Here is a 22,389-nt window from a genome sequence, read left to right as displayed (position 1 = left end):
ATTTGAACCAACGGTAAACGCGCGATAGACAGTGTGGATTGCGCGACGTGAAAGGATTTGCGTCAGTCTACCGAAGCAATTAGCCGCCAAAGTAGGAGGGCAGCCAGCACCGGGCGAATAAAAGACGCATCGTGAGTGTTCATGGCCGCCAGCGATGACATCCTCGTCGGTTCCATGGCCGCCGAAGCAGGCAAGAATTTCCGAACCGACAACGTCAGTATCGCTATGGTTGTTCGGCATATAGGCTTTCGCCTGGGTTATACCCGGAAGCACTACCCTGGGCCCTTAAGGGCGTGCTAAAAATAGTCGATATCCCGTAAGCGCGGGTGAAGCTCCGGTGAGATTGGAGAATCCCACGCGGTCTGTCGCACGGAATTCCGAGGTGAAAGTATGGAAAAAAAAGTGCTCGTCGCGGTAGCCGCTGCGCTTGTGTCTTCTGTGGGCGCGCTGCATCCCGAATCCGCCCGTGCCGCTGATGCCGCACCCTCGGCCTTCGACGACTCCACCGTCGACGCATCTCTCGACCCCGGCGAGAAACGCGTCTCCACTGATGCCGACATTCAGGCGCGCCTGGCAGACCTGCGCTATGCGTATTTCATCGGCTATAACGCGCGCGCCAGGGAAGACTCGAAATCCTATGCGACGTTGGGCGACGAGGTGAAGCATCGGCAAAAGCAGCCTGCTGCGCCGGCCATGCCCGCATCGCCGAAGCCGGTTGCCGAGCGTGTTGCACCCCCAAGGCGGGTCGTAGCGCAAGCCGCGCCGCCGAGGCAGGTATCCGCGTCGGTCACATTGCCGAAGCGGAATGCTGCTGCGCGAGCCACGCCGGTGAGGCAGGTCGTCGTGCAGGCCAGTCCTGCGCCGCTGAAGCATGCCCCCGTGCAAGTCGCGTCTGCGCCGCCGAAGCGGGTCACTGCACCGGTCGCGGTCGCGTCGGTGAAACAGGCTTCACTGCGGGTTACGCCGCCTAAGCGGGCTGAAATGCAGCCCGTGCCGCTGAAGCAGGTTTCTACTCGGACCACGTCGCCGAAGCTGTTTGGTCCCGAGTCCCAGCCTCCCATACTGATTCCGACGCAAGCCGTGACGGCATTGCCGCATGATGACGACGCGCAGGTGACGCAGAGGCGCGATGTGCAGAACGCTCAGCGGGCGGTACCGCAGTATCGGCAGGCCGCCGATGAGGAGCCGCAATACGCGGCGGAGCAGGGAACTCAAGCGGCTTACAACCGGCAAGCCCGGCAATATCAGAATCAGCAGCCGCAGCAATACGCAGCGGCGCCGGCCTATAACCAGACGTCAGCAGAGTCTCAGGCGGCAGGTGGGTACGCGAGGCGGGACTACGCGCCGCCGGCTCGAACTGTTCAGGCTAACCAATACGCGCCAGCTCCGTATCCGCCCGCGCGATACCAAACGGCTGACGCGCAGTCCGCCTTTGTGCCTCGGCCGCCCACTCAAGCGGCGCAGCAGGTCATCATAGTGGGCCGCCCGCCTGCCTATCCGGCATACAACGAGATGTACACGCCGCCGGAGCAGCGTCGGCCGTACCCTGCCGGTTACGGCAATCCGGCGCAGCCTGCCGGATATCAGGGATGGGAGTAGGCGCACTCACTCACATGAGCCGCTGGGTGCGCTGACTCACGTATGCAACGGGCCGTGACAGACGTCCCGTTTCCATGATGGCGGCAACATGCGCATGCCGCACACGGGCGATGGCACTGCCGTGACTCCGCTCGCCCATCAGGGCGATTCCTGCGAAGGTCCATAATCGTACCGATTGTCGCCACTGGAGCATTCCCCACCGGCGTGACTCGACGGCTGGTTCATGCCGAAACTTGCTGGATAGGTAAGGCGGGGCGTCTCGACCGATACCGTTACAGGCGGCTTTCGTTAGAATGTGTTTGCGATCCTTATATTCGTCTAATAACCGGAGACAAACGTGCCAGGCTTACTTCCCGATGTCGACCGCGAGGGACTGCTCGAGTATTCAGTCGTGTACACCGACCGGTCAATCAATCATATGTCGCAGCTCTTTCAAGGAGTCATGCGCGATATTTCCGCTTCGCTGAAGAAAGTCTACAACGCGAAGTCGGCCGTTGTGGTGCCGGGCAGCGGGACGTTCGGCATGGAAGCCGTTGCCCGGCAGTTCGCCACGAACAAGAAGTGTCTTGTCATCCGCAACGGCTGGTTCAGTTTCCGCTGGTCGCAGATTTTCGACATGGGCAGCATTCCGTCTGAATCGATCGTGCTGAAAGCGCGCCCGGTCGAACAGGGGAGACAGGCTGCCTATGCACCGCCACCGATCGAAGAGGTGGTCGCTGCGATCAGGGAAAACAAACCGGATCTGGTCTTTGCGCCGCATGTCGAAACCGCATCCGGGATCATGCTGCCGGACGCTTATTTGCGCGCGGTGGCCGACGCTGTGCATGCCGTCGACGGCATGTTTGTACTGGATTGCATTGCCTCCGGCACGGTCTGGGTCGACATGAAGGCAAGCGGCGTTGACGTCCTGATCAGCGCGCCGCAAAAGGGATGGAGCGCGTCACCGTGCTGCGGGCTGGTCATGCTGAGCCCGCTTGCCCGCGAAAGAATCGACGGAACGACCAGCACCAGTTTCGCTTGTGATCTTCGCAAGTGGCTGCAGATCATGGAAGCCTACGAGAACGGTGGGTTCGCGTACCACGCAACGATGCCCACGGACGGTCTCGCTACGTTGCGTGACGTCATGAAGGAGACCGAGGCATACGGCTTCGATAAGGTGAGAGTAGAGCAGCTTGAACTCGGCAAACGCGTTCGCTCACTCCTCGCGGACAAGGGATTCAAAAGCGTGGCGGCCGAAGGTTTTGAGGCTCCGGGCGTCGTCGTCAGTTACACGGACGATGACGGAATACGATCCGGTAAGAAGTTCGCTGATGCAGGGTTGCAGGTCGCGGCTGGCGTCCCGCTTCAATGTGACGAGCCTGCGGATTTCAAGACCTTCCGTATTGGGTTATTCGGCTTGGACAAACTGCATGACGTTGAAGGTGCGGTGGGCAGGCTTGCGAAGGCGCTGGACAGTATTCGTTAGGGCGGTTTTTCTGTTTGCGGAGGGAGGTTGATCTGTACAGGAAGCGCGTTCCCGCCAGCTTCGTAGAAATTGGAACCGTCACATCGCCTTCAGATCAGGCAGCAGTCTTTCGCACTCTCTCCTGACAACGCGATAGCACTCGCACGCGCGCTTTTCGACCAGATGCGGGGCGACGCGTGCCCACTCCGACTCGTCCAGCACCGCAAGAAGGTGATTACCGTTTCGATTGTCTTCCTTCAACATTTGCCGCATTCCTCGCAGACTGTCTGGAAACCGCACCGTGTCGCCGATCTGTTCCTGTGCCTGACACATCGATGAGGATATTGGAAGCACGGCGCATAGTACGTCGAGCATGGGAGCGCGAGTCTGTTTTCACATCAAACGCATCCTCGCCGGGTCCGTTTGCGACGCTGGACGATAAAAGCTGAATGCCCCTGCGCCTGAAGTTCGATCAGCCGCCGCGTAATAGGCGCTACACTGGCGATCCAGCAGTCTCCAGCGTGGCGCCATGAATGATTCCAATAACACTTCTGCTGCGCCAGGGCTGGTCGTCGCTCCCCGCATAGTCGCAATCGGTGCGTCGGCCGGTGGCCTTCATGCGCTGAGCCTGTTTTTCAGGGCGGCTTCCGAAATTCCGGCCGACGTTGCCTTCGTGGTCGTTGTCCACCTGGCTCCAGGCGCTGAGAGTCATCTTCCGGGGTTGCTGGCGAAAGACACGGCTTTGCCTGTGTCGGCGATTGAGGACGGCGTTATACCGCGCGCGGGGCACGTCTATGTCATCCCGCCGAAGGTGTCGGTTGTTATCGAGCAAGACGCGTTCAGGCTGCGTGCCGCCGTTGATCGTCCAGCAATCCCCATGCCGATCGACGCGTTCTTCACGTCACTAGCGGCTGACCAACGGGACCGTGCTATCGGGATCGTGCTCACTGGCGCGAACGCGGACGGTTCAGCGGGCCTGAGAGCGATCAAGGCCGAGGGCGGCATGGTCATGGCGCAAACGCCTGACACGGCGGAGCACAGCGCAATGCCTGGCCATGCAATCGCAACGGGGTTGGTCGATTATGTGCTGCCGGTTGAAAACATGCCTGCTGCGCTGTTCGATTACATCACACGATCCACGGCCGGGACGTCGCTAGCCGCGGTGGATGCCGCGCGGCCAGTCGATCTTGAACCGGTGCTCAGGGCGCTTGCGGCTGCCGGATCAGATTTCAGGGGCTACAAACGGGGAACGCTTCAGCGTCGCATTGCCCGCCGCATGGCGGTCAACCGGATTGATAGCCTTGATGCCTATTGCGGCGTCCTGTCGGCCTCGCCCGAGGAGGCTCAGGCACTCAGTCTCGATATGATGATCGGTGTGACGGAGTTCTTCCGCGATCCTGATGCTTGGACCGCACTGTCCGAACGCGTGCTGAGCGTTCTGCTGGAGGAGCCTCAGAGCGAGCAGCCAATTCGTGTATGGGTGCCGGGATGCGCAACGGGCGAAGAAGCCTATTCGATGGCCATGCTGCTGACCGAGGAGATCGAGAAGCGCCGGGTGACGCGGCCGTTCATGATCCTTGCCTCCGACGTGAACCGCGTTGCGCTGGGACGCGCACGTCAGGGCATCTATTCGGCCAGCGTCGCGTCACCAGTGGGTGAAGCGCGGCTCGAGCGTTTCTTTCAGACGCACAGCGATGGATTCCAGATCCGGCAGGAACTTCGCGAAACGGTTCTGTTCACCCCGCAGAACCTTATTGCTGATCCACCGTTTTCCCGCGTCGATCTGATCAGTTGCCGGAACCTGCTGATCTACCTCGAGCCCGAAGCCCAGCAGCGGGTATTTGAGCTATTCCACTTCGCGCTCAATCCGAAGCGCTACCTGTTTCTGGGACGATCGGAAAGTACTGATCCCGATTCCACCCAGTTCCAGGAGGTGTCGAGAGCCTGGCGTATTTACCAGCGCAGTCCGGTCATCGCACCGGCTGTCACTGGCTACCGGTTTTCCGCAAGTACGGCGCGCCGCGAGGAATTCCCGCCCGCAAGCCGCGTTGGTGTCCGCAGCAAGGGTTACGCGGAACTGGTCAACGCCACGCTGCTGGAAGAGCACCATGCCGCCTCCGTGCTGATCAATTCTGCTCACCAGGTGCTCTACGTGAGCGGCTCGACGGACGAATACCTGACGCAGCCGGCAGGTGAGCCAACCGGCAATATTCTCGACATGGCGCGCGACGGCCTGCGCCTCAAGCTGCGGATTGTATTGCGCCGGGCGGTCCAGGACCAGGCAGCCTCGCCGGTCAGTGAAATCGTCGCTGACGGTGGTGCGCCCGCGGTGAAAATCACGGTGACGCGACCGTTCGACACGATGCATGCCGGCAAGGCATTGCTTGTCATCTTCGCGAGGTTGCCGACGGCCGACCGGCCTGCGTCGACGGCGCCCTCCGGCGCGGATTCCGACCTCTGGCATCTCGAGAGCGAGCTTCGCACAACGCAGGTGGAGCTTGGCAGCACAATCGAGGAACTGGAGGAGAGCAATAGCGAATTGCGGGTATCGAACGAAGAAATCCTTTCGATGAATGAGGAACTGCGCTCCGCGAACGAAGAGCTCGAAACGTCGAAAGAGGAGCTACAGGCGGTCAACGAGCAATTGAATGTCGTCAATTCCCAGCTCGAGCAGAAGGTCCATCAGTTGGAGGTTCTCAGTGAAGACGTCACGAATCTGCTTGCCAGCACGGAAATATCAACACTGCTTATCGACAGGCAGGGTCTGATCAAACGGTTTACGCCCAGCGCGGCGAGGATCCTGGGACTTGCGCCGCCGGACATCGGGCGCAGGATCATAGAGGTTCTCGGCAACCCGCTCGGCAACGCGTTGCCGGAGGAGGTCGACAGGATACTTCTGGGCCTCGACGAGAAGGTGGAAAAGGAAATCGAAACCGCGACCGCGGAATGGTATGTCCGCCGCATTACGCCCTACATTACGGTTCGCGGAATGCCGCCTGCTGGCGTCGTGGTCACATGGACAGATATCACCCAGGTCAAGCTGTCCGACGAACGTGCCCGGCGCCTTGCCGCCGTGGTTCAGGATTCGAACGACGCGGTGACGGTATTCGACCTCAAAGGCCGCTTTCTCGCCTGGAACCGCGCGGCTAGCGCGATGTATGGCTATAGCGAGACTGAAGCGTTGCGTATGACCGTCTCCGACCTGGTCCCACGCGGTGCCAGGCAGGATCATCTCGACTTCATCCACCACGCTGAGCACAATGAGGCGCTGCATTCCTACGAGACACAGCGGGTCACGAAGGACGGACGCGTGGTTGATATCTGGCTCACGCTGTCGGTCCTGTCGGACGACGCGGGCAACGCTATTGCGGTGTCATCAACTGAGCGCGATCTCGTCAATCGCAGTGTGAGCAATGCTCACCTTCGCGAGCGTGCCGAACAGCTGGCGGTCGCCGACCGGCGAAAAAACGAATTTCTGGCCATGCTCGGCCATGAGCTGCGCAATCCACTTGCAGCGCTGGTTTCCGCCGGAAATCTGCTCGCGTCGGAAACGGTCCCAGTCACGCAGAAGGACTGGGCCGCCGGCGTCATTCAAAGGCAGGGGCGCGCAATGATGCACCTCGTGAACGACATGCTCGATATTACCCGGATAACGAGTGGCAGCATCGAGTTGAACCGACAGACGGTTCTCCTTAAAACAATCGTTCAGAGCGCCATCGAAGTCTGCCAGCCGATCGTCGATGAGCGTCGCCATTCATTGTCCGTTTCCCTGCCGGAAGAACCCATCTGGCTAAACGCTGACCCGACCCGCCTGTCGCAGGTCATCGAGAACATCGTAATCAATGCGGCGAAATACACCGCGCCGGGCGGCTCCATACAGTTGCGGGCGACCACAGCGGCGCATCGGCTTTCGCTCAGCATCAAAGACAACGGGAGAGGTATCCCGTCCTCGATGCTCGGGAGTCTTTTCGACATGTTTGTCCAGGGGCCCGCGTCCAATAGCCAGCGCAACAACGGCCTGGGTGTTGGCCTGTCCGTGGCGCGGCGACTGGTCGAGTTGCATGGCGGTTCGGTTCGGGCCATTAGCGACGGCAAGACGGGCAGTGAGTTTGTCGTCGATCTGCCTCTCGATCCGGGACCCGTCCCCGGAGATCGGATCAGTTTGCAGCCGGCACCTGTCACCGCCCGCCCGCAGCGGATTCTGATTGTTGATGACAACGCCGACGCGAGTGAGGCGTTGGGCATGCTTCTCGCCAATGAGGGTCATCAGGTCGAGACGCGAATAGATGGTGTTTCGGGACTCAGCGCTGCGGAGACCTTCAACCCTGACTTCGTACTTCTCGATATCGGGCTCCCAGGCATGGACGGATACGAAGTAGCGAGAAGGCTACGCGAATCCGGGGCAAATCGAAATGTGATCCTGGTGGCCGTCACGGGATACGGACTGCCGGCGGATCGCATCAAATCAGTCGAGGCTGGGTTCGACCATCATCTGACCAAGCCGGTCGACTATGAAGCCTTGATTCGGTTATTTGGCTCGGGGACGCAGGGGACGCCACGCACGTAGAGGTTCCCTCGGCCGCCACGCGGTCCGCCACCGTACCGACTTTCTCCGGGTGACACGGCAGAGTGGGTTCAAGCGGCGACAGCCGCGCGTCAGTTCAACCGCCCGAACAGACATGAACTACTGCGTAGGGGCCGATCCAATGCAACCGGAGTTACCGACAATGAAAGCATTCGTTTATCTTGGTGCTGGCAAGAAGGCTGTTGAAGAACGGCCCAAACCCGAGATCGAGGCGTCCACCGACGCCATCGTCAAGATCAGCAAGACGACAATTTGCGGCACGGACCTGCACATTCTCAAGGGCGACGTCGCGACCTGTCAGCCCGGCCGCGTGCTCGGCCATGAAGGTACCGGCGTAATCGAGCAGGTCGGCGCAGGCGTCACGGCGTTCAAGCCAGGCGAACGCGTCCTGATTTCTTGCATCAGCGCGTGCGGTAAATGCATGTACTGCCGCAAACTCATGTATTCCCATTGTGTCAGCGGCGGCTGGATTCTTGGCAACAGGATCGACGGCACACAGGCCGAGTTCGTGCGGATTCCGCACGCGGATACCAGTCTTTACCGGATTCCCGACGGCGCCGACGAAGAAGCGCTGGTGATGCTGAGCGATATCCTGCCGACGGGCTTCGAGTGCGGTGTGCTCAATGGGAGGGTGCAGCCCGGCAGCATCGTGGCTATTGTCGGCAGCGGGCCGATCGGGCTTGCGGCATTGCTCACAGCCCGTTTCTATTCTCCCGCCGAAATCATCATGATCGATCTGGACGATAACCGGCTAGAGACCGCAAAGCGCTTCGGTGCGACCGCGGTGATCAACAACGCGGATGGCAATGCGGTGAAGGCGATCATGAAACTCACGGCCGACCGTGGCGTCGATACCGCAATAGAGGCGGTTGGCATTCCGGCTACCTTCGAAATGTGCGAGGCTATCATCGCGCCGGGCGGGACGATTGCGAATGTCGGAGTGCATGGCGTGAAGGTGGATCTTCATCTGGAGCATCTGTGGGACCGAAACATCACCATCACCACGCGGCTGGTCGATACCGTCAGTACACCGATGCTGATGGATACGTTGCGCGCCCGCAAGCTCGACGCCAGCCTTCTGATTACGCACCGCTTCAGGCTCGATCAGATTCTCGACGCTTATGAGACCTTCGAGCGTGCTGCGGACACGCGCGCGTTGAAGGTGATCATCTCTGCATAGCCGGTCGCCCCTTGGGAAGCGGCACTTGGCGCGCGTATTTGCGCCACTGCGCTATTTCAGGTTGTTGAGTTCGGCACGTGCAAGCGTCTCGGCCGATTCCCATGCAACATCTTCACGTTCGAAGAAAGTGTCGAGTTTGATGATGGGTTCGTTGCTCTTCGCTGCGCCCTTCGGAACGACACATACGCTCGCCACCCAGCCATCGGCAATATGGTCTCTGACTGTCATGTAAGCGTCATGTGTTGTGCTTGAGATAATTCTGTCCGCCATGGTGTCGCCCGTTTGAGTAAACGACAGCCACATTGGCCGTCGTCGCTGCTGGTAAATCTCGCGGGTCATCGATAACAGTCGGCGCTGCTATATTCCGAACTTATGTTCCGCAATGTATTTGTCGCCGTATGCAAGTGCTGCCGCATAGCCTTCCTTGCTCGTCGCAAAAACGCCGACGTCGTAGTGCTTGTCGGCCGAAGGAAGGCAGCCTTCAACAGCATGCCGAAGATGAAAATCGAATGTCCCGTCCTGTAGTTCCTGACATTCGGGGGTGAATGTATGGATACGGGCTTGATACAATTTCTGAATGTTCTGCCTCATGACCTGCTCCCGCCTTAAACGCCTTTGAAGGTTCTCGTTTTCGGTTGATCTGGCACGGTCCGGATTTGATGAGGACCGTGGTCCGTGCGGCGGTTCATTCCGATGCGACTGGCTCGTCGGCGCCTGCGTCCGACCAATATCCATGCTTGTCGTAAAACTGGTGCAGAACGACCTCGTAACGCCGGTCGATCGGCATCGAGTCGTCATAAGCCGGGCTATTCTTGATGACGTCGCGCGTCAATGCCGTCGACACGGTTGAGTCGAACCAGTCGACTTCGTCTATCCAGTGAATCGCGATGAGCACGGCCTTGCCACCGGGCCACCAGTTGTGCGTCTCTACGACCAGGTAACGAATCGCCCAGTCGGTGTCGTCGTAAATGAAGTCCGATACGTGACCGATGCTGCCGTCGGCCGTCTTAAGGTGGTATCCCTTGACCTCGTCGGTGCTACGCAGATGGACGTCGGGTTGCGGTTTGCTCGTATCAAGGGTTGGCCCTGGTGGCTCATCGGGCAGGGCGTCAGGCGCTACACCTGTTGGGTCATAGGCCGGGTAGGCGCCCATCCCCCACAGGTTTGGGCCGCCCCAATAGGTCGGATAGCTGTAGTAGCGCAGATACTCGATCTCGTGCTGCCGCGATACCGGCTTGTGGGCGTCCAGCATTGGGCTGTCCCTCACTTGCTGCTGGGAGAGGCCGACATGCACGACGCTCGATCCGGGATCGGTGTGTTTCACCGAATACGGCGAAACCAGCACTTGCCGGTCATTGAGCCAATTGCCTGTTTCGACCACCAGGTAGCGCACACCCCATGACTCGTCGTCGAAATAGGCCTGGCTAACTGAGCCGATGTCGCCGTCCACTGCGCTAACTGTGCTTCCGTGCAAGTCTCGCATGCTTCGTAACATGGTTTCTCTACCCTGTGTTTCGACGAGGGCGCACATCACGCGCGTCCCTCGGCCTCAATTTCAAAGCGACGTGAGCCGCGTGACTTTTGTGCCTTCCAGCGACGCGCCCGCCATCAGGCCAGTGTTGGTCAACACGAAAGCGTCGACCTGTCCGGTCGCGGTGCTAGTGTCGAGATTGCCGTTCGCACCGACTTTCAGCAGGGCCACGGAGGCGTCGCCGCCAGCCGACCATCCGTCCCTGCTACGGAAGCGGTTGAGCGACTCGTCGGTCATGAACAGGAAGACGATCGCGCGCGATTGCGCGCCGATCTGCCAGCCGATCGAACCGGTCGCCGTGCTGTAGTAGCCGACCGTGTGTCCGCCGACGCGCAAGGAGCCTTCGCCATACTGACCGCCGACCACGAAGCCGGCATCGATCACCGACGGGAACGTCAGTACACCGTGCGCCTTGCCGACCAGTTCGCGTGATCCGCTTGCCATACCGTACAGGCGAGTCAGAGTCGAGTCGACGCCTGCATCGATGGTGCGGCGCTTGTCCATCTGCTGACTGCGGCTCGCATCGGAAGAAGAGGTGGTAGTGCAACCTGAGAGCGCTGCGCCGAGCACCAGAAGCGATCCGGATGTGCTCCAGATAAAGGTTCGTCTAAGCATGATTTTCTCCGCGCTGGTCAACGATAGAAGTCACGCTACGCGCACGCGCGGCAGAAAGCGGTACGACAACGTACAGAGATCTGTCTATGTTCAAACGCACAATCCGCGCAGACCCGTTAAGGCGTGGCCGGTGGCGCGCCGCGACGTACCACCAGACGCACGCGAACTATAATTTAAACAGGGTTTACTCTGGTTCGACGTCCTCGCCCCATTCGTCTGGCGCATTCATGTAACTACTGCTGATGCCTGATACTGTTAAGAACAATTCTGCGAAAACGGCGCAGTTTCTGGACGGGATGTCGGGGAGCGATAAATGGAAAACGAGCAACATTCCAAAGAAAACCACCTGCTTTCGGTTCTGCCGGAAGCAGAGCGGGCGCGCGTGGAGCCGCATCTCGTACCGGTCGAAATGCCCCTGGGGCAGGTCGTGTACGAGTCTGGCGATCGCCTTGATCATGTCTATTTTCCGACAACGTCCATCGTATCGCTGCTCTATGTGATGGAGGACGGCGCGTCCGCCGAGATCGCAATTGTGGGCAACGAAGGGATCATCGGTATTGCGCTCTTCATGGGCGGTGAAACAACGCCAAACCGGGCAGTCGTGCAAAGCGCAGGACGGGCGTATCGACTGGATGCGCGCATCCTGAAAGAGGAATTCCATCGCGCTGGCCCGGTGCAGCGGTTATTGCTGCGTTATACCCAGGCATTGATTACACAGATGGCCCAGACCGCTGTCTGCAACCGGCATCATTCGATCGACCAGGAATTGTGCCGCTGGCTGCTGCTCAGCATGGACCGCCTGCCGTCAAACGAGCTGAAGATGACACAGGAACTGATCGCCAACATGCTTGGCGTGCGCAGATCCGGCGTGACGGAAGCGGCGCTGAAACTCCAGGACGCGGGGCTGATCCGCTACGGTCATGGCCACATCGAGGTACTGGATCGACCGGGACTCGAAAAGCGTGTGTGCGAGTGCTATGGCGTGGTGAAACGGGAGTTCGACCGGTTGTTGCCTGATCTGAGGGCGATATAAACGCGCATTATTCCGTCGGACGAGGCGCGGCCCGGCCCCATTTTTAGCAAATTTTTCGTTCTTTCGATGGCGACGGATTAACTCCAAAATTGGCTTCTTTTTAACGGATTGGACTCCCCATCGTCGGCGCACACTGACATCGTGCCAATCGCGCAGGGAGCCTGAGATGTCTTTCCGCCACGACAAAAGTTACCAGTTCGAAGTTGGCCTGCCGGACGTATCTATGTCCGATTGGAACGGTCCTTCGCCGTACTCCGACGCGGGCATGATGCGCGGCCTGCATCTCGCGGCGGAGTCCGTGTTGCGGCTCGCGACGCAGACTCACAACGCTGTCGCACGTGGCGACACGGTGGGTGCGGAGGTAGCGCGCGTATCGCTCGAAAAGCAGCTGGCACTGACCACGTGCCTGATCGATGAGCTATTGCTCAAAGGTACCGACCAATCTACGACACATTGATTGGCCGTCAGGCCAGACAGAACTAATCGCAGTGTCGAACTTCTGAAGACTGAAATGAGTGCCTTGACCGTAATTCTTAGCATTTGGACGATGGTAGCTATCTGCGCGATCCTCTTCATCCGCGGCGCCAGCCCGCGCGTTGAGCGGACCACCAAATCGCCGCAACGCCGCCCGGCGCGCTTTTCAATCGCTGAGTAACGGCGATCAGCCTGCCAATACGGCGGCGGGCGCGGCCGCTTCTTCGACCTCACCCGAATTGCTTCCTTCGTTAAGTGATTGTCGTGAAGGGCAACACTTAGCAAACGCCGTGCTGCGGATAGTCCGCGACGGCGAGGCAGACGAACACGAGGGGCGGTAGCCTCCATAGCCTAGCTGTCAGCTTGCGGCCATGAACGGTCGCTTACGATCCGTCCCGGGAAGTCTGCTTCGGAGACGCGAGCCGTCATCCGGCGCGGGTCTCCTACGAATGTCGACCTCCCATTTCTTGATTTTCAAAGCGAGCGACGGTCCTCTAGCTGCCTTGCTGCAAGTCCTACATACCCGGCCCGAAGTCGGTCGAGAACGCGAGCTCTTTCTGTGCCTCTAGAGCAGCGAGACGGTCGCTCAATTGCTTGTGCATGACGTTGTAGGCATCACTCCCTAGCGCTATGCGTTTGGGCGCGGGATGCTGGTCGGCGCTAGCAATCATGATTTCGGCCATCTTTGCGGCATCGCCAATAGGTATGCTGGTTCTTTCCTCGATCATCCGATGCGCCATGCGCGCCGGCGACGCATCGTAGGCGTCGAGTTTTGGCGACAGTTGGGCGCTTTGATAGCGAAAGTTCGTTCGCGCCGCGCCCGGCTCGACCAACGTGCAACCGATATCGAACCCAGCCACCTCCTGCCCAAGAGCATCAATGAACCCTTCAATGCCCCATTTGCCGGCGTGGTATAGCGAGCCGGCGGGGAACGTCGCTTGGCCGCCCATCGAGGACAATTGGATGATGCGCCCACCGCCCTGAGTCCGCAGATGCGAAAGCGCCGCGCGCACGGTTTGAATGGAGCCGATCAGATTCGTGTCGATTTGATGCGTGATCTGTTCGTCAGTCATTTCTTCGGCCGCGCCGAATAGCCCGTAACCCGCATTGCTCACGACCACATCGATGCGACCCAGTTCACCGAATGCCTGGTCGACGACGCGGCGGATGGCCGGAGTGTCTGTCAGATCGAGCTTTGCGAGCCAAAGGGCAGCACCGTGGCGCGCTTTGAGATCGGTCATCGAATCCAGATCTCGCACGGTACCGGCGACGCGATCTCCTCTGGCAAGGAGCTGCTCGGTCATGTGACGGCCGAAGCCGCTGTTCACTCCCGTGATAAACCAAGTTTGCTTCATGATAATGGCATCCTCTCCGTCTGTTTCGCTACGAGTTCTACCTGGAAAGTCCAAGCAGTTAACACAGCTTAAAGCCGAGTGGTCAGATTTTGAATGCTTGAAAGTCGCGGTTTCATGCGCGAAAATCTGACAATCATGATTGATCCTTTCTCCGACTTTCTGAGTCTCATGGGCGCGCGCTCCGTCATTTCGGGTGGGCTGGTAGCCGGCGGCGCATGGGCAATCAATTTCCCGCGTGCGAATACCGTCAAGTTTTGGGGCGTGGCACGGGGAAGCTGCTGGATCCTATTTGAAGGCGACAAAGATCCCATTCGCATCGAAAGCGGGGACGTGTTTCTGCTCTGCGAACCGCGCTCACATGTCCTCGGCACCGACCTGAACGCGGAGGGCGTCGATCTCGCCGATGTCCTCGAAGGGCGTGTCGGGAATATGGTCCATCATGGCGATGGCGATGAGTTTTTCATGATTGGCGGCAAGGTCGAACTGAACATTGCGTCCAGCCAGCTTTTGCTGGACGCGCTACCGCCTCTCATTCACGTGCGCGGGACGTCGAGCCAGGCGCAAGCGCTGCGATGGCTGCTCGATCAGCTCGTTCAGGAACGGCAAGGTGCCTTTCCTGGAGCGCATATCGCATCGAACCAACTCGCACATTTGATGTTCATCCAGATACTGCGGGCGCACTTCGAGGCGGCCGGATTGCAGCCGTCTGGATGGCTTCGGGCCCTGGGCGACAGGCGTCTCGCGCCGGCACTCCAACTCATGCATGATGATCCCGGCCGCGCCTGGCAACTTCGAGAACTCGCACAGGCAGCGGCGATGTCACGTGCGACGTTTGCCGCTTACTTCAAGACCATTGCAGGAATGTCGCCTCTTTCGTATCTGACCAAATGGCGAATGCACCTTGCGCAGCGGGCTCTACTGGAGAGCCGAACGCACGTCAACGTGCTTGCGCGCTCACTGGGCTACGCGTCCGAGAGCGCATTCAGCAATGCCTTCAGGCGCGTCGTCGGATGTTCGCCAAAGCACTTTCGGGCACAAGCGGTCGAGGAGGTTGCAAAGTAGCGCGACGGAGAAAATCGGTGACTTGCAAGTGAGCCTTTCGCGGTGAGCGCCTGTGTTGGGCGCTAGCTCGTATGTGTCTGTTCAAGTACTCGCAGCGGACACTCGATCGTGCACACCGAGAGTCAGCAATGGGTCGATCAGAGCCGGTCGTCGTCGGGCTCAGTTCGGCCACTAAGGGCCAGTCGCGAATGTGCGAGCGACGGCCGCAGCTTCGACGTTATCGGTCATTCGATTGATGCGAAATTCTGGACCGTGCGCCGTGCTCATGACAGCTAGTTGATACCTCAATTGTCGGCGTGCTCACGCGCGTTGCGGCGAATAGCCTGAGGTGGCTCACCGAAAGCTCGCAGAAACGCACGGCGCATTCTGTCTGGATCAGCAAAACCCGTTTCCCGCGCAACGACGTCAATCGGCAGCCTGCCCTGCTCGACCATGAGTCGCGCTGCTTCCAACCGCAAGTTCTCGACAGCTTTCGCAGGTGATTGCCCGGTCTCCTCACGGAACGCCCGGCTAAATTGCCGCACACTCAGATTGGCGGCTTCAGCGAGTCTGTCTACCGTCAGTGGGGTGTGCAAATTGCTTTTCGCGTAGACCAGCGCGGTTTGTATCCGGTCAGTTTTTGCATCGAGGTCCAGCAGTGTGGAGTGCTGTAGCTGTCCGCCGGCACGTCGATGGAACATGACCATTCGCTTGGCGACAATTCGCGCTACCTTTGCACCAAGATCTCTTTCCACCATCGAAACCGCAAGATCGGTCCCCGCAGTCATGCCCGCGGATGTCCATACTGGACCATCCACGATAAATATCCGATCTTCTTCGACTTTGACTTTCGGATACGTCGTCTGCAATTCGCGCGCGTGTGCCCAGTGAGTCGTGGCACGCCGATCGTCCAGAACGCCGGCTTGAGCCAAAAAGAACGCACCCGTGCACATTGAGGCAACGCGCCGGGTGTTTTTCACCGCGCCTCTTAAATATTCAATCAGCGCGGCGCTCGCCGGGTACGCGCCAGTGATGACGCCGCCGATGATCACCGTATCGAACCCACCTTCAGCGAAACTATCCGTCATGACGGAGTATCCGAGAGAACTTTGAACCGGCCCACCGCTTTCAGATATCAGACGTATCTCGTAGTACGGCTCCTTGGTCAGTCGGTTTGCGAGCTCAAACACTGTTAGTCCGCCGAAAACCATGACCTGGAAGCCTGGAACGACGATGTAGCCAATGCGCAGCATGATAGGTCCCGGAAAATAGCAGGACATAACGTTACGTCCTGCGCGCTGGCGCCTGGCGCGAGCCGTCGCCTGCTGAGCTGTGATTCTAACCAGCGATCCCGATGCCGATAAGAGTGGCCGCGCCAGCATGGCCAGAATTGTCGGAAATACGTCCCTCCTGCCTCGTTGAGGGCTTCTACCATTAGCGGATTCCCGAGTCTCACATCGGACCAATCGAGAAACCCCTATGGAAAGCAACCTCTCTGGAACAGTGTCTATTCCTGCACCCTCTATCTCGCGCCGCGCGTTCCTCGCGAGCGGGACGGCCTTTGGTGCAAGCCTGCTGCTGGATCGCGGGGCGCAGGCGCAAAGTCCTGGAACCGGCGGCGTACCGGGTATCAAGGAGTACGACGTCAATACCAATGGCATCACCATGCACGTAACCGAACAGGGAGATGGGCCAGCCGTACTCTTCTGCCACGGGTTTCCGGACACTTCCTACACGTGGCGCCGGCAGATGAAAGCGGTGGCGTCTGCCGGATATCGGGCAATTGCTCCCGATATGCGCGGCTACGGACGCAGTTCGGCGCCGACGGACCCAACCTTGTACACGCCACTGCAAACGGTCGGCGACCTGGTTGGCCTGCTCGATGCGTTGAAGATTCCAAGCGCTGTCCTTGTGGGTCATGACTGGGGTGCAACGCATGTGTGGCAAGCAGCGTTGATGCGTCCCGATCGATTCAAGGCCGTGTTCTGTCTGAGCGTGCCATTCGTTCCTCGTGGGGATGTCAGCGTCTTCGAGAAGATGCGCAGGTCCGGCCACCAGGATGATTTCTACATGTTCGAACAGATCCGGCCAGACGCCGATCAGATCTGGGCCGACGCCACGGTGACCATTCCAGGAATGCTGTACTGGGCATCGGGCTCCGCTCCCGCAGACAAGCGGTGGAGTCCGATGGATCCGGCACGCAGCCTTCACCGTGCGGCCCCCGGACCGTTACCGTCATGGGCGGAGCCTGATTACGTCGCTTATAACGTGGCGGAATTTCAGCGCACCGGCTTTCACGGTGCCCTGAACTACTATCGGGCCGCTGAACCGTACTTCTACCTGTCCGCTCCTTGGAAGGGCGCCAGGATTACCCAGCCTTCATTTTTCATCTGGGGGAAGGCGGATGGCTTGAAAGAGCTTTATCCGCTGACCATGGACCAGATGCGCTCCGGCGTTCCCAGTCTCATTGGCGGTCTCGAACTCGACAATGTGGGCCACTGGGTACAACACGAAGCCCCTGATGTGGTCAATGAGCAACTCGTGAAGTTTCTGCAAACCGTAACGACCACCTGACTCGCGCTGGGATTGATACGAGGAAGGGACATCTATCCTGCGTGATAGCACCCGATTCCACGCACTTTGCAGCAGCCGCGCCGGCAAGAACTACATCCAACTGAAACGGATTTAACGATGGTGACAGGCAAAAGCCCCGTGTACAGGTTGAACAATGGAATCGAGATGCCCGCATTCGGACTTGGGGTGTTTCGTAGCGAGCCTGAGAAGACCGTAGCTGCGGTCAGATCGGCAGTCGCAAACGGATACCGGCTGATCGACACCGCTGCGGCCTATATGAACGAGCAACAGGTTGGGGAAGGTATCTATGTCAGCTATGTCACGCCGCACTCTGCTCGCCAATGGAACCGCCTTTGGTGCAAGTCTGTTGATGAGTAAGACAGCTTTTGGGTCTGGGTCTGGGTCTGGGTCTGGGTCTGGGTCTGGGTCTGGGTCTGGCGCTGCCGGCGGCACGGTAGTCGTCGGTGCCAGTGCAGATAACGTCCCTAACCTGACCGTGCATACCTTCAGCTCGCCGCGCCACACAACGCGCTACCTGGCGGCTGGCCCGGCCGATGGGCCGTTGATGATTCTCCTCCATGGCTGGCCCGAGATCGGCCTGATGTGGCGCGCGCAGATCGAGGCGTTCGCATCCGAAGGCTGGCGCTGCGTTGCACCGGATATGCGTGGCTATGGCGGCTCATCGGCGCCGGCCGCTTCCGAGGCCTATGCCTTGAACGAGATCGTCCACGACATGGTCGAACTGCACGACCATTTGGGGGCACGCCCGGCAATCTGGGTTGGCCACGACTGGGGAAGCCCGGTGGCCGGAGCGCTCGCTGCGCACCACGGGGCGCGCAGTCGCGGCGTGGTGCTGATCTCAGTCCCTTACTTTCCGGAGGGCTTCGCGCTGCCCAATCTCGTGCCGCTGATCGACCGTCAGTTGTACCCTGCGGATCAATATCCGGATGGGCAGTGGGATTACTTCCGCTTTTACCTGACGCACTTCAGTCAGACGGTTAGCGATTTCGAGGCGGACACCCCGGCAACGCTCGCGTCGCTCTATCGGCGCGGCAATCCTGCGTCTGTCGGCCAGGTCTCTCCGTCCGCCTTGATCACAAAAAACGGCGGGCGTTATGGCTCGGCGCATCGCGCCCCGGCGACGCCGCCTGATCCAGCGCTCTGGACGCCCATCGACTTTGACGCGCTGGTCGATGCGTTCGATGTCAGTGGTTTCCGTTCGGTCAATGCCTGGTACCTGAACGACACCGCCAACATTGCATACGCGCGCACAGCGCCGAAAGGCGGCCAGCTACGCCAGCCCGTTTTGTTCGTCAACGGTGATTGGGACGCAATCTGCGACATCAACCGCAGTCGCCTCGGAGAACCCATGCGCAGCGCCTGTGCCGACCTTTCCATAACGAACCTGCCCGCTGGCCACTGGCTTCCGCTTGAGCGCAAGGCTGAGCTTGTCCAAGCGATTCGTGCGTGGCTTAAGACAAGCGGGTTGTAGCGGGTGGACCGGCCGGGTGAACGTTTCCCGGTCGAAGTGAACCAGTTCGTCGATTGGCTGAGGCAAAGCTTCCTCGCATGAGGTTAATCAAGCACCCCGACGTGCCACAGATCCAACAGCCCTTTCCCTACAGCGTGGAGTGTTCGAAATGTCTGATAAGAAAATTTTTGTTGCCGGAGCGACAGGCGATACCGGTGGAGCAGCTACCGAAGCACTTGTAGCGGCCGGTGAAAAGGTACGCACGCTGGTGCGGAAGGAGGACCAACGTTCGGAACGACTGAAGTCGCGTGGAGTCGAGGTTTTGGTCGGTAACCTTTCCAGTCTGGACGACGTGGCACAAGCTCTCGAGGACATTTTTTCCGCGTACTTTGTCTATCCAATCGAAGCAGGGGGAATACAGGCGAGCGTCTATTTTGCTCAGGCGGCCCGGGAGGCTGGAATCGGCGGGATCGTGAACATGTCGCAAATTTCCGCTCGCAGGAACGCAACGAGTCACGCCGCACGTGACCACTGGATCTCGGAGAGGGTATTTGACTGGTCGGGAATCCCGGTCACCCACATTCGCCCGACGTTCTTCGCACAATGGCTAACTTATCCCGGCCAGGTTGCAAACGTCAAAAAGGACGGAACGTTGAGGCTGCCCTTTGGTAACGGGCGTCATGCACCGATTGCAGCCGAAGACCAGGGGCGCGTCATCGCTGCGATTCTTCGTGATCCAGCTCCTCACGCTGGCAAGGTCTACCCGCTATACGGCCCCGTCGAGATGAACCACCATCAGATTGCTGATGAAATGAGCAAGGTTCTGGGCCGGGAAGTGAAGTACCAGCCGATTGACCTCGATATGTTCGAAAAGCGTTTGAATACCGATTCGAAATTTAGCGATGCATTTTCACAGCATCTCCTGTCTGTCGCTGTCGACTATCAAAATGGCGTTTTCGCCGGTACCAATACGCTGGTCGAGGAACTAACGGGCACCCCGCCCATGACCGTCGAGGCGTTCATCCGGAAGCACGTCGCGGTCTTCGCAGACTGACGGTCTAGTCCTGCCCTCGAAAGAAGCTGCTCGCGATTGTCTGGACTTGCGTAGGACGCTTCGTGAGCAGGTATCCCGATCACCAGAGAACGCATGAAGTAGTTGGCACTGAGCGCAAAGTGCGAACCCTTCCGGTTCCAATGCCCGCGATATATGACGTAGTTGATTCTGAATCGGATTCGAAACTTTGACCCGAGAGAGCGGACTGTGCATACGGCCGCTACCGAATGCAAAGGAGTCATTCCTGTGGCGGCGCCGACTGGCAGTTCCGGGTCAATGCTGGTGAAAAATGCTGGAGGACACTCCGATTTCATGGGTTGCTTTGTGAGTGGGTATGCAGAGGCATGCGAGCGTATTCGCGCGACGCTGCTGGACGCTCCGCCTGAGAACGGAAAGCGTGTGCTGCTTTACATCTGCCCAGAGTGCGGCGATGTTGGCTGCGGCGCATATTCGGCCCTCGTGCGGCGCGATCGCGAATCCTACGTCTGGGAAAATTTTGCCTACCAGGTGGGCGAATATGATTCGACGTCACTTGAGGCAGTTGGACCGTTTGTTTTCGAATTAAGTCTATATAAAGCCGGTTTGCTCAATGCGTCACGATTTTGACGGACCCGAATAGGTGTGAGGCCCCAGTCGGCCACCAAGAGTCATTCGCCGGCAGCGTCGATTGGACATCAAGGCGATCGCTGCACACCGGCAACCGGCCGTTTGACAGGTGTTGCTGAAAGACTCGGGCCGACAATGCGCGCTTCCATCGGCTCGCACCAAGCCCGGTAGGTCTCTTCGAGCTGATGGTCACGCGACTGCCCCTTCGCGCCGATTCCCCCGTGCTCCGAACTGGATTGACGCGGCCGACGTATGTCAGTCACGATGATCCACCGGGCTGTCGGGCCGTCTTGTAGTTCACCAGGCTAGTCATTGCGCAGCAGCAGTCGAGATTCCGGGCGAGCAGGAGCGCCGCTGGCGTCGTTCAGGTCGTCGAGCCTTTTCAAATCCCGAATCACGTGGAAACGATCACGCATTGAATCAAGATCAATCAGTCTCAAAAACGCAAAGGTATCCTGATAAGCTCGCATCCAGGGGCTCATTGCGGAAGCCACAGCTTTTCGTCCCTCGGTCGTCACGGCGAGCTGACGTGTCCGCCGATCTCCCTTGTGGGTGATCGATGAGATGAGCTTGCGACGGAACAATGGTGCCAGATTGGCCGACAGGTTAGATCGGTCCATTGCCAGTTCTGCTGCCATGTCGCCGAAAACCATTGGTTCGCGTAGATGTAGCAAGGCGAGCATACAAAACTGGGATGCGTTGACGTCGGTATCCCGCAGCGCTTCGTCGAAATGAGCCCATAAAGCGCGCATTGCGCGCTGGGCGAAAAAATGGTTGAGCGCGAGAGCGGAGATTTCTCCGATTGCGAGCATCGACGACTCGAAATTCTGACTTTCCATATGTGCGGTTCCGGGTGCGTACGGGCTCGGTTGCAAAGAGTTCCGTGCTGCTGCGGGCCGTGGTTGAAAGGCGCCGAAGTTGTCATGACCATGGACGGCTGAAGCTAATCACTCGTCGGCGCAGGGCAGGCCCGCGAACGTGATGCACGTTGCGGCGGGAGAGAGGATTTCACGCGAGCCCGAATGTTTTCCTCAAGCTTGCATCCACGGGGCCGGAGGGCATGAAGCGCCGCAATTTGCGCAACAGGGATGCTTCGCCGGCCGGCGTGCGACGCATACGCCAGGTACCGAGCGCCGCTTCAACGATTGTCTTCGCTACGCCGTCGGGCGCGGGGGCGCCATTGACACTGTTGACGACTGCACTTGATGCAAGGACCCGCTCGCGATCATAGTCGGCGATCTTCGAACTCACCTCCGGTGCATTGACATCGAGATTTGTGCGGGTAAAGGACGGCTCGACCAACGATACTCGGATACCGAACTGGCGCACCTCATGATCCAGGGTCTCGGTCAGCCCTTCGACGGCATGCTTGGACGCGGAGTAGAGTCCCATGTAGGGGGCGGGCAAGAACCCGAGCACCGAACTGACATTGATGATCCTTCCGCCATGTTGTGCACGCATATGGGGAAGTACTGCCTGCGTCGTGCGCAGAATGCTGAAGACGTTGGTATCGAACAGCGACAAGGCCTCGGCAGCCGAAGTTTCCTCCACGGCACCGATCAGGCTCGTTCCCGCATTATTGACGAGGACGTCGATTCGCCCGGTGCATTCGATGACGGACTGGATTCCGGCCTGGACCGAAGCATCGTCGCGAACATCCATCTCGACAAGCTCGACTCCGGAGATAGGCACCGCTTTTGCAATGCTGCGCACTGTGCCAAACACGCGGCAATCTCGCCTCGTAAACCTCTCGGCGGTGGCGCGTCCGATACCCGATGACACGCCGGTCACAACGACAACCGTGGAATGCGACATGAAAAGCTCCGT

21 protein-coding genes are annotated in these 22,389 nt (G+C 59.2%); 12 read left to right on the top strand and 9 right to left on the bottom strand.

The features are described from left to right. The first annotated feature begins 390 nt into the window (after positions 1-390). Both M0D68_RS15515 and M0D68_RS15510 read left to right on the top strand, forming a co-directional pair. Complete coding sequence (locus M0D68_RS15515) at positions 391-1,599, top strand: hypothetical protein (protein WP_266224749.1); 1,209 nt, start codon at positions 391-393, stop codon at positions 1,597-1,599. A gap of 337 nt (positions 1,600-1,936) precedes the next feature. Continuing rightward, positions 1,937-3,064, top strand: coding sequence for an aminotransferase class V-fold PLP-dependent enzyme (locus M0D68_RS15510; RefSeq protein ID WP_256456639.1), 1,128 nt, complete (start codon positions 1,937-1,939; stop codon positions 3,062-3,064). A gap of 78 nt (positions 3,065-3,142) precedes the next feature. Here M0D68_RS15510 and M0D68_RS15505 read toward each other — a convergent pair whose 3' ends face one another. Further along, positions 3,143-3,307 carry a hypothetical protein gene (locus M0D68_RS15505; RefSeq protein WP_256456638.1) on the bottom strand — a complete coding sequence of 55 codons (165 nt, stop codon included), beginning with the start codon at positions 3,305-3,307 and terminating at the stop codon, positions 3,143-3,145. Between the two features lie 265 nt (positions 3,308-3,572). Between M0D68_RS15505 and M0D68_RS15500 the strand changes: the two genes are divergently transcribed. Both M0D68_RS15500 and M0D68_RS15495 read left to right on the top strand, forming a co-directional pair. Then, complete coding sequence (locus M0D68_RS15500) at positions 3,573-7,610, top strand: CheR family methyltransferase (RefSeq protein WP_266224748.1); 4,038 nt, start codon at positions 3,573-3,575, stop codon at positions 7,608-7,610. Positions 7,611-7,770: 160 nt separating this feature from the next. Then, positions 7,771-8,808: a zinc-dependent alcohol dehydrogenase family protein gene (locus M0D68_RS15495; protein WP_256456636.1), complete on the top strand. Its 1,038-nt coding sequence runs from the start codon at positions 7,771-7,773 to the stop codon at positions 8,806-8,808. 51 nt (positions 8,809-8,859) lie between these two features. On the opposite strand, the gene M0D68_RS15490 is transcribed toward M0D68_RS15495, so the two are convergent. The 4 genes from M0D68_RS15490 to M0D68_RS15475 all read right to left on the bottom strand — a co-directional run bounded on the left by M0D68_RS15490 (position 8,860) and on the right by M0D68_RS15475 (position 10,954). Continuing rightward, positions 8,860-9,036, bottom strand: coding sequence for a hypothetical protein (locus tag M0D68_RS15490; RefSeq protein ID WP_266210952.1), 177 nt, complete (start codon positions 9,034-9,036; stop codon positions 8,860-8,862). A 129-nt stretch (positions 9,037-9,165) separates the two neighbouring features. Further along, positions 9,166-9,399, bottom strand: a complete 234-nt coding sequence (locus M0D68_RS15485) for a hypothetical protein (RefSeq protein WP_054042581.1) — start codon at positions 9,397-9,399, stop codon at positions 9,166-9,168. Between the two features lie 94 nt (positions 9,400-9,493). After that, complete coding sequence (locus tag M0D68_RS15480; RefSeq protein ID WP_266224745.1) at positions 9,494-10,303, bottom strand: PRC-barrel domain-containing protein; 810 nt, start codon at positions 10,301-10,303, stop codon at positions 9,494-9,496. Positions 10,304-10,363: 60 nt separating this feature from the next. Next, complete coding sequence (locus tag M0D68_RS15475; RefSeq protein WP_054042588.1) at positions 10,364-10,954, bottom strand: YSC84-related protein; 591 nt, start codon at positions 10,952-10,954, stop codon at positions 10,364-10,366. Between the two features lie 313 nt (positions 10,955-11,267). Here M0D68_RS15475 and M0D68_RS15470 point away from each other — a divergent pair, with 313 nt between their 5' ends. Both M0D68_RS15470 and M0D68_RS15465 read left to right on the top strand, forming a co-directional pair. Next, positions 11,268-11,987: a Crp/Fnr family transcriptional regulator gene (locus M0D68_RS15470; RefSeq protein WP_266224744.1), complete on the top strand. Its 720-nt coding sequence runs from the start codon at positions 11,268-11,270 to the stop codon at positions 11,985-11,987. Positions 11,988-12,153: 166 nt separating this feature from the next. Further along, complete coding sequence (locus tag M0D68_RS15465; RefSeq protein WP_266224742.1) at positions 12,154-12,444, top strand: hypothetical protein; 291 nt, start codon at positions 12,154-12,156, stop codon at positions 12,442-12,444. A 532-nt stretch (positions 12,445-12,976) separates the two neighbouring features. Here the strand turns inward: M0D68_RS15465 and M0D68_RS15460 are convergent. Next, the gene (locus M0D68_RS15460; RefSeq protein ID WP_308187591.1) at positions 12,977-13,870 is read right to left on the bottom strand and encodes an SDR family oxidoreductase; all 894 of its coding nucleotides are present in this window, start codon (positions 13,868-13,870) and stop codon (positions 12,977-12,979) included. A gap of 39 nt (positions 13,871-13,909) precedes the next feature. Between M0D68_RS15460 and M0D68_RS15455 the strand changes: the two genes are divergently transcribed. Next, a complete protein-coding gene (locus M0D68_RS15455) occupies positions 13,910-14,878 on the top strand; it encodes an AraC family transcriptional regulator (protein ID WP_266224740.1) in 969 nt (322 codons plus the stop codon). Between the two features lie 284 nt (positions 14,879-15,162). On the opposite strand, the gene M0D68_RS15450 is transcribed toward M0D68_RS15455, so the two are convergent. Beyond that, positions 15,163-16,110 carry a GlxA family transcriptional regulator gene (locus tag M0D68_RS15450; RefSeq protein WP_054041342.1) on the bottom strand — a complete coding sequence of 316 codons (948 nt, stop codon included), beginning with the start codon at positions 16,108-16,110 and terminating at the stop codon, positions 15,163-15,165. 226 nt (positions 16,111-16,336) lie between these two features. Here M0D68_RS15450 and M0D68_RS15445 point away from each other — a divergent pair, with 226 nt between their 5' ends. From M0D68_RS15445 to M0D68_RS15425, 5 genes are all read left to right on the top strand, one after another. Further along, positions 16,337-17,431 (top strand): alpha/beta fold hydrolase, encoded by a 1,095-nt coding sequence (locus M0D68_RS15445; protein WP_211700534.1) that lies wholly within the window; start codon positions 16,337-16,339, stop codon positions 17,429-17,431. A gap of 117 nt (positions 17,432-17,548) precedes the next feature. Then, positions 17,549-17,809, top strand: coding sequence for an aldo/keto reductase (locus M0D68_RS15440; protein WP_093647331.1), 261 nt, complete (start codon positions 17,549-17,551; stop codon positions 17,807-17,809). 118 nt (positions 17,810-17,927) lie between these two features. Beyond that, positions 17,928-18,923 (top strand): alpha/beta fold hydrolase, encoded by a 996-nt coding sequence (locus tag M0D68_RS15435; protein ID WP_266224842.1) that lies wholly within the window; start codon positions 17,928-17,930, stop codon positions 18,921-18,923. A gap of 148 nt (positions 18,924-19,071) precedes the next feature. Further along, positions 19,072-19,956 (top strand): NmrA family NAD(P)-binding protein, encoded by an 885-nt coding sequence (locus tag M0D68_RS15430; RefSeq protein ID WP_266224738.1) that lies wholly within the window; start codon positions 19,072-19,074, stop codon positions 19,954-19,956. A 246-nt stretch (positions 19,957-20,202) separates the two neighbouring features. Then, positions 20,203-20,562 (top strand): hypothetical protein, encoded by a 360-nt coding sequence (locus M0D68_RS15425; RefSeq protein WP_143131867.1) that lies wholly within the window; start codon positions 20,203-20,205, stop codon positions 20,560-20,562. Between the two features lie 305 nt (positions 20,563-20,867). On the opposite strand, the gene M0D68_RS15420 is transcribed toward M0D68_RS15425, so the two are convergent. Continuing rightward, positions 20,868-21,401, bottom strand: coding sequence for a MarR family winged helix-turn-helix transcriptional regulator (locus tag M0D68_RS15420; RefSeq protein WP_054041336.1), 534 nt, complete (start codon positions 21,399-21,401; stop codon positions 20,868-20,870). A gap of 169 nt (positions 21,402-21,570) precedes the next feature. Then, positions 21,571-22,377: an oxidoreductase gene (locus tag M0D68_RS15415; protein ID WP_093647339.1), complete on the bottom strand. Its 807-nt coding sequence runs from the start codon at positions 22,375-22,377 to the stop codon at positions 21,571-21,573. Positions 22,378-22,389: the final 12 nt, after the last annotated feature.

The sequence above is a fragment of the Paraburkholderia sp. SEWSISQ10-3 4 genome, assembly GCF_030464785.1.
GTDB lineage: Bacteria > Pseudomonadota > Gammaproteobacteria > Burkholderiales > Burkholderiaceae > Paraburkholderia > Paraburkholderia aspalathi.
Note: the sequence above shows the minus strand (reverse complement) of the source record. Positions and strands in the feature narration are given on the sequence as shown.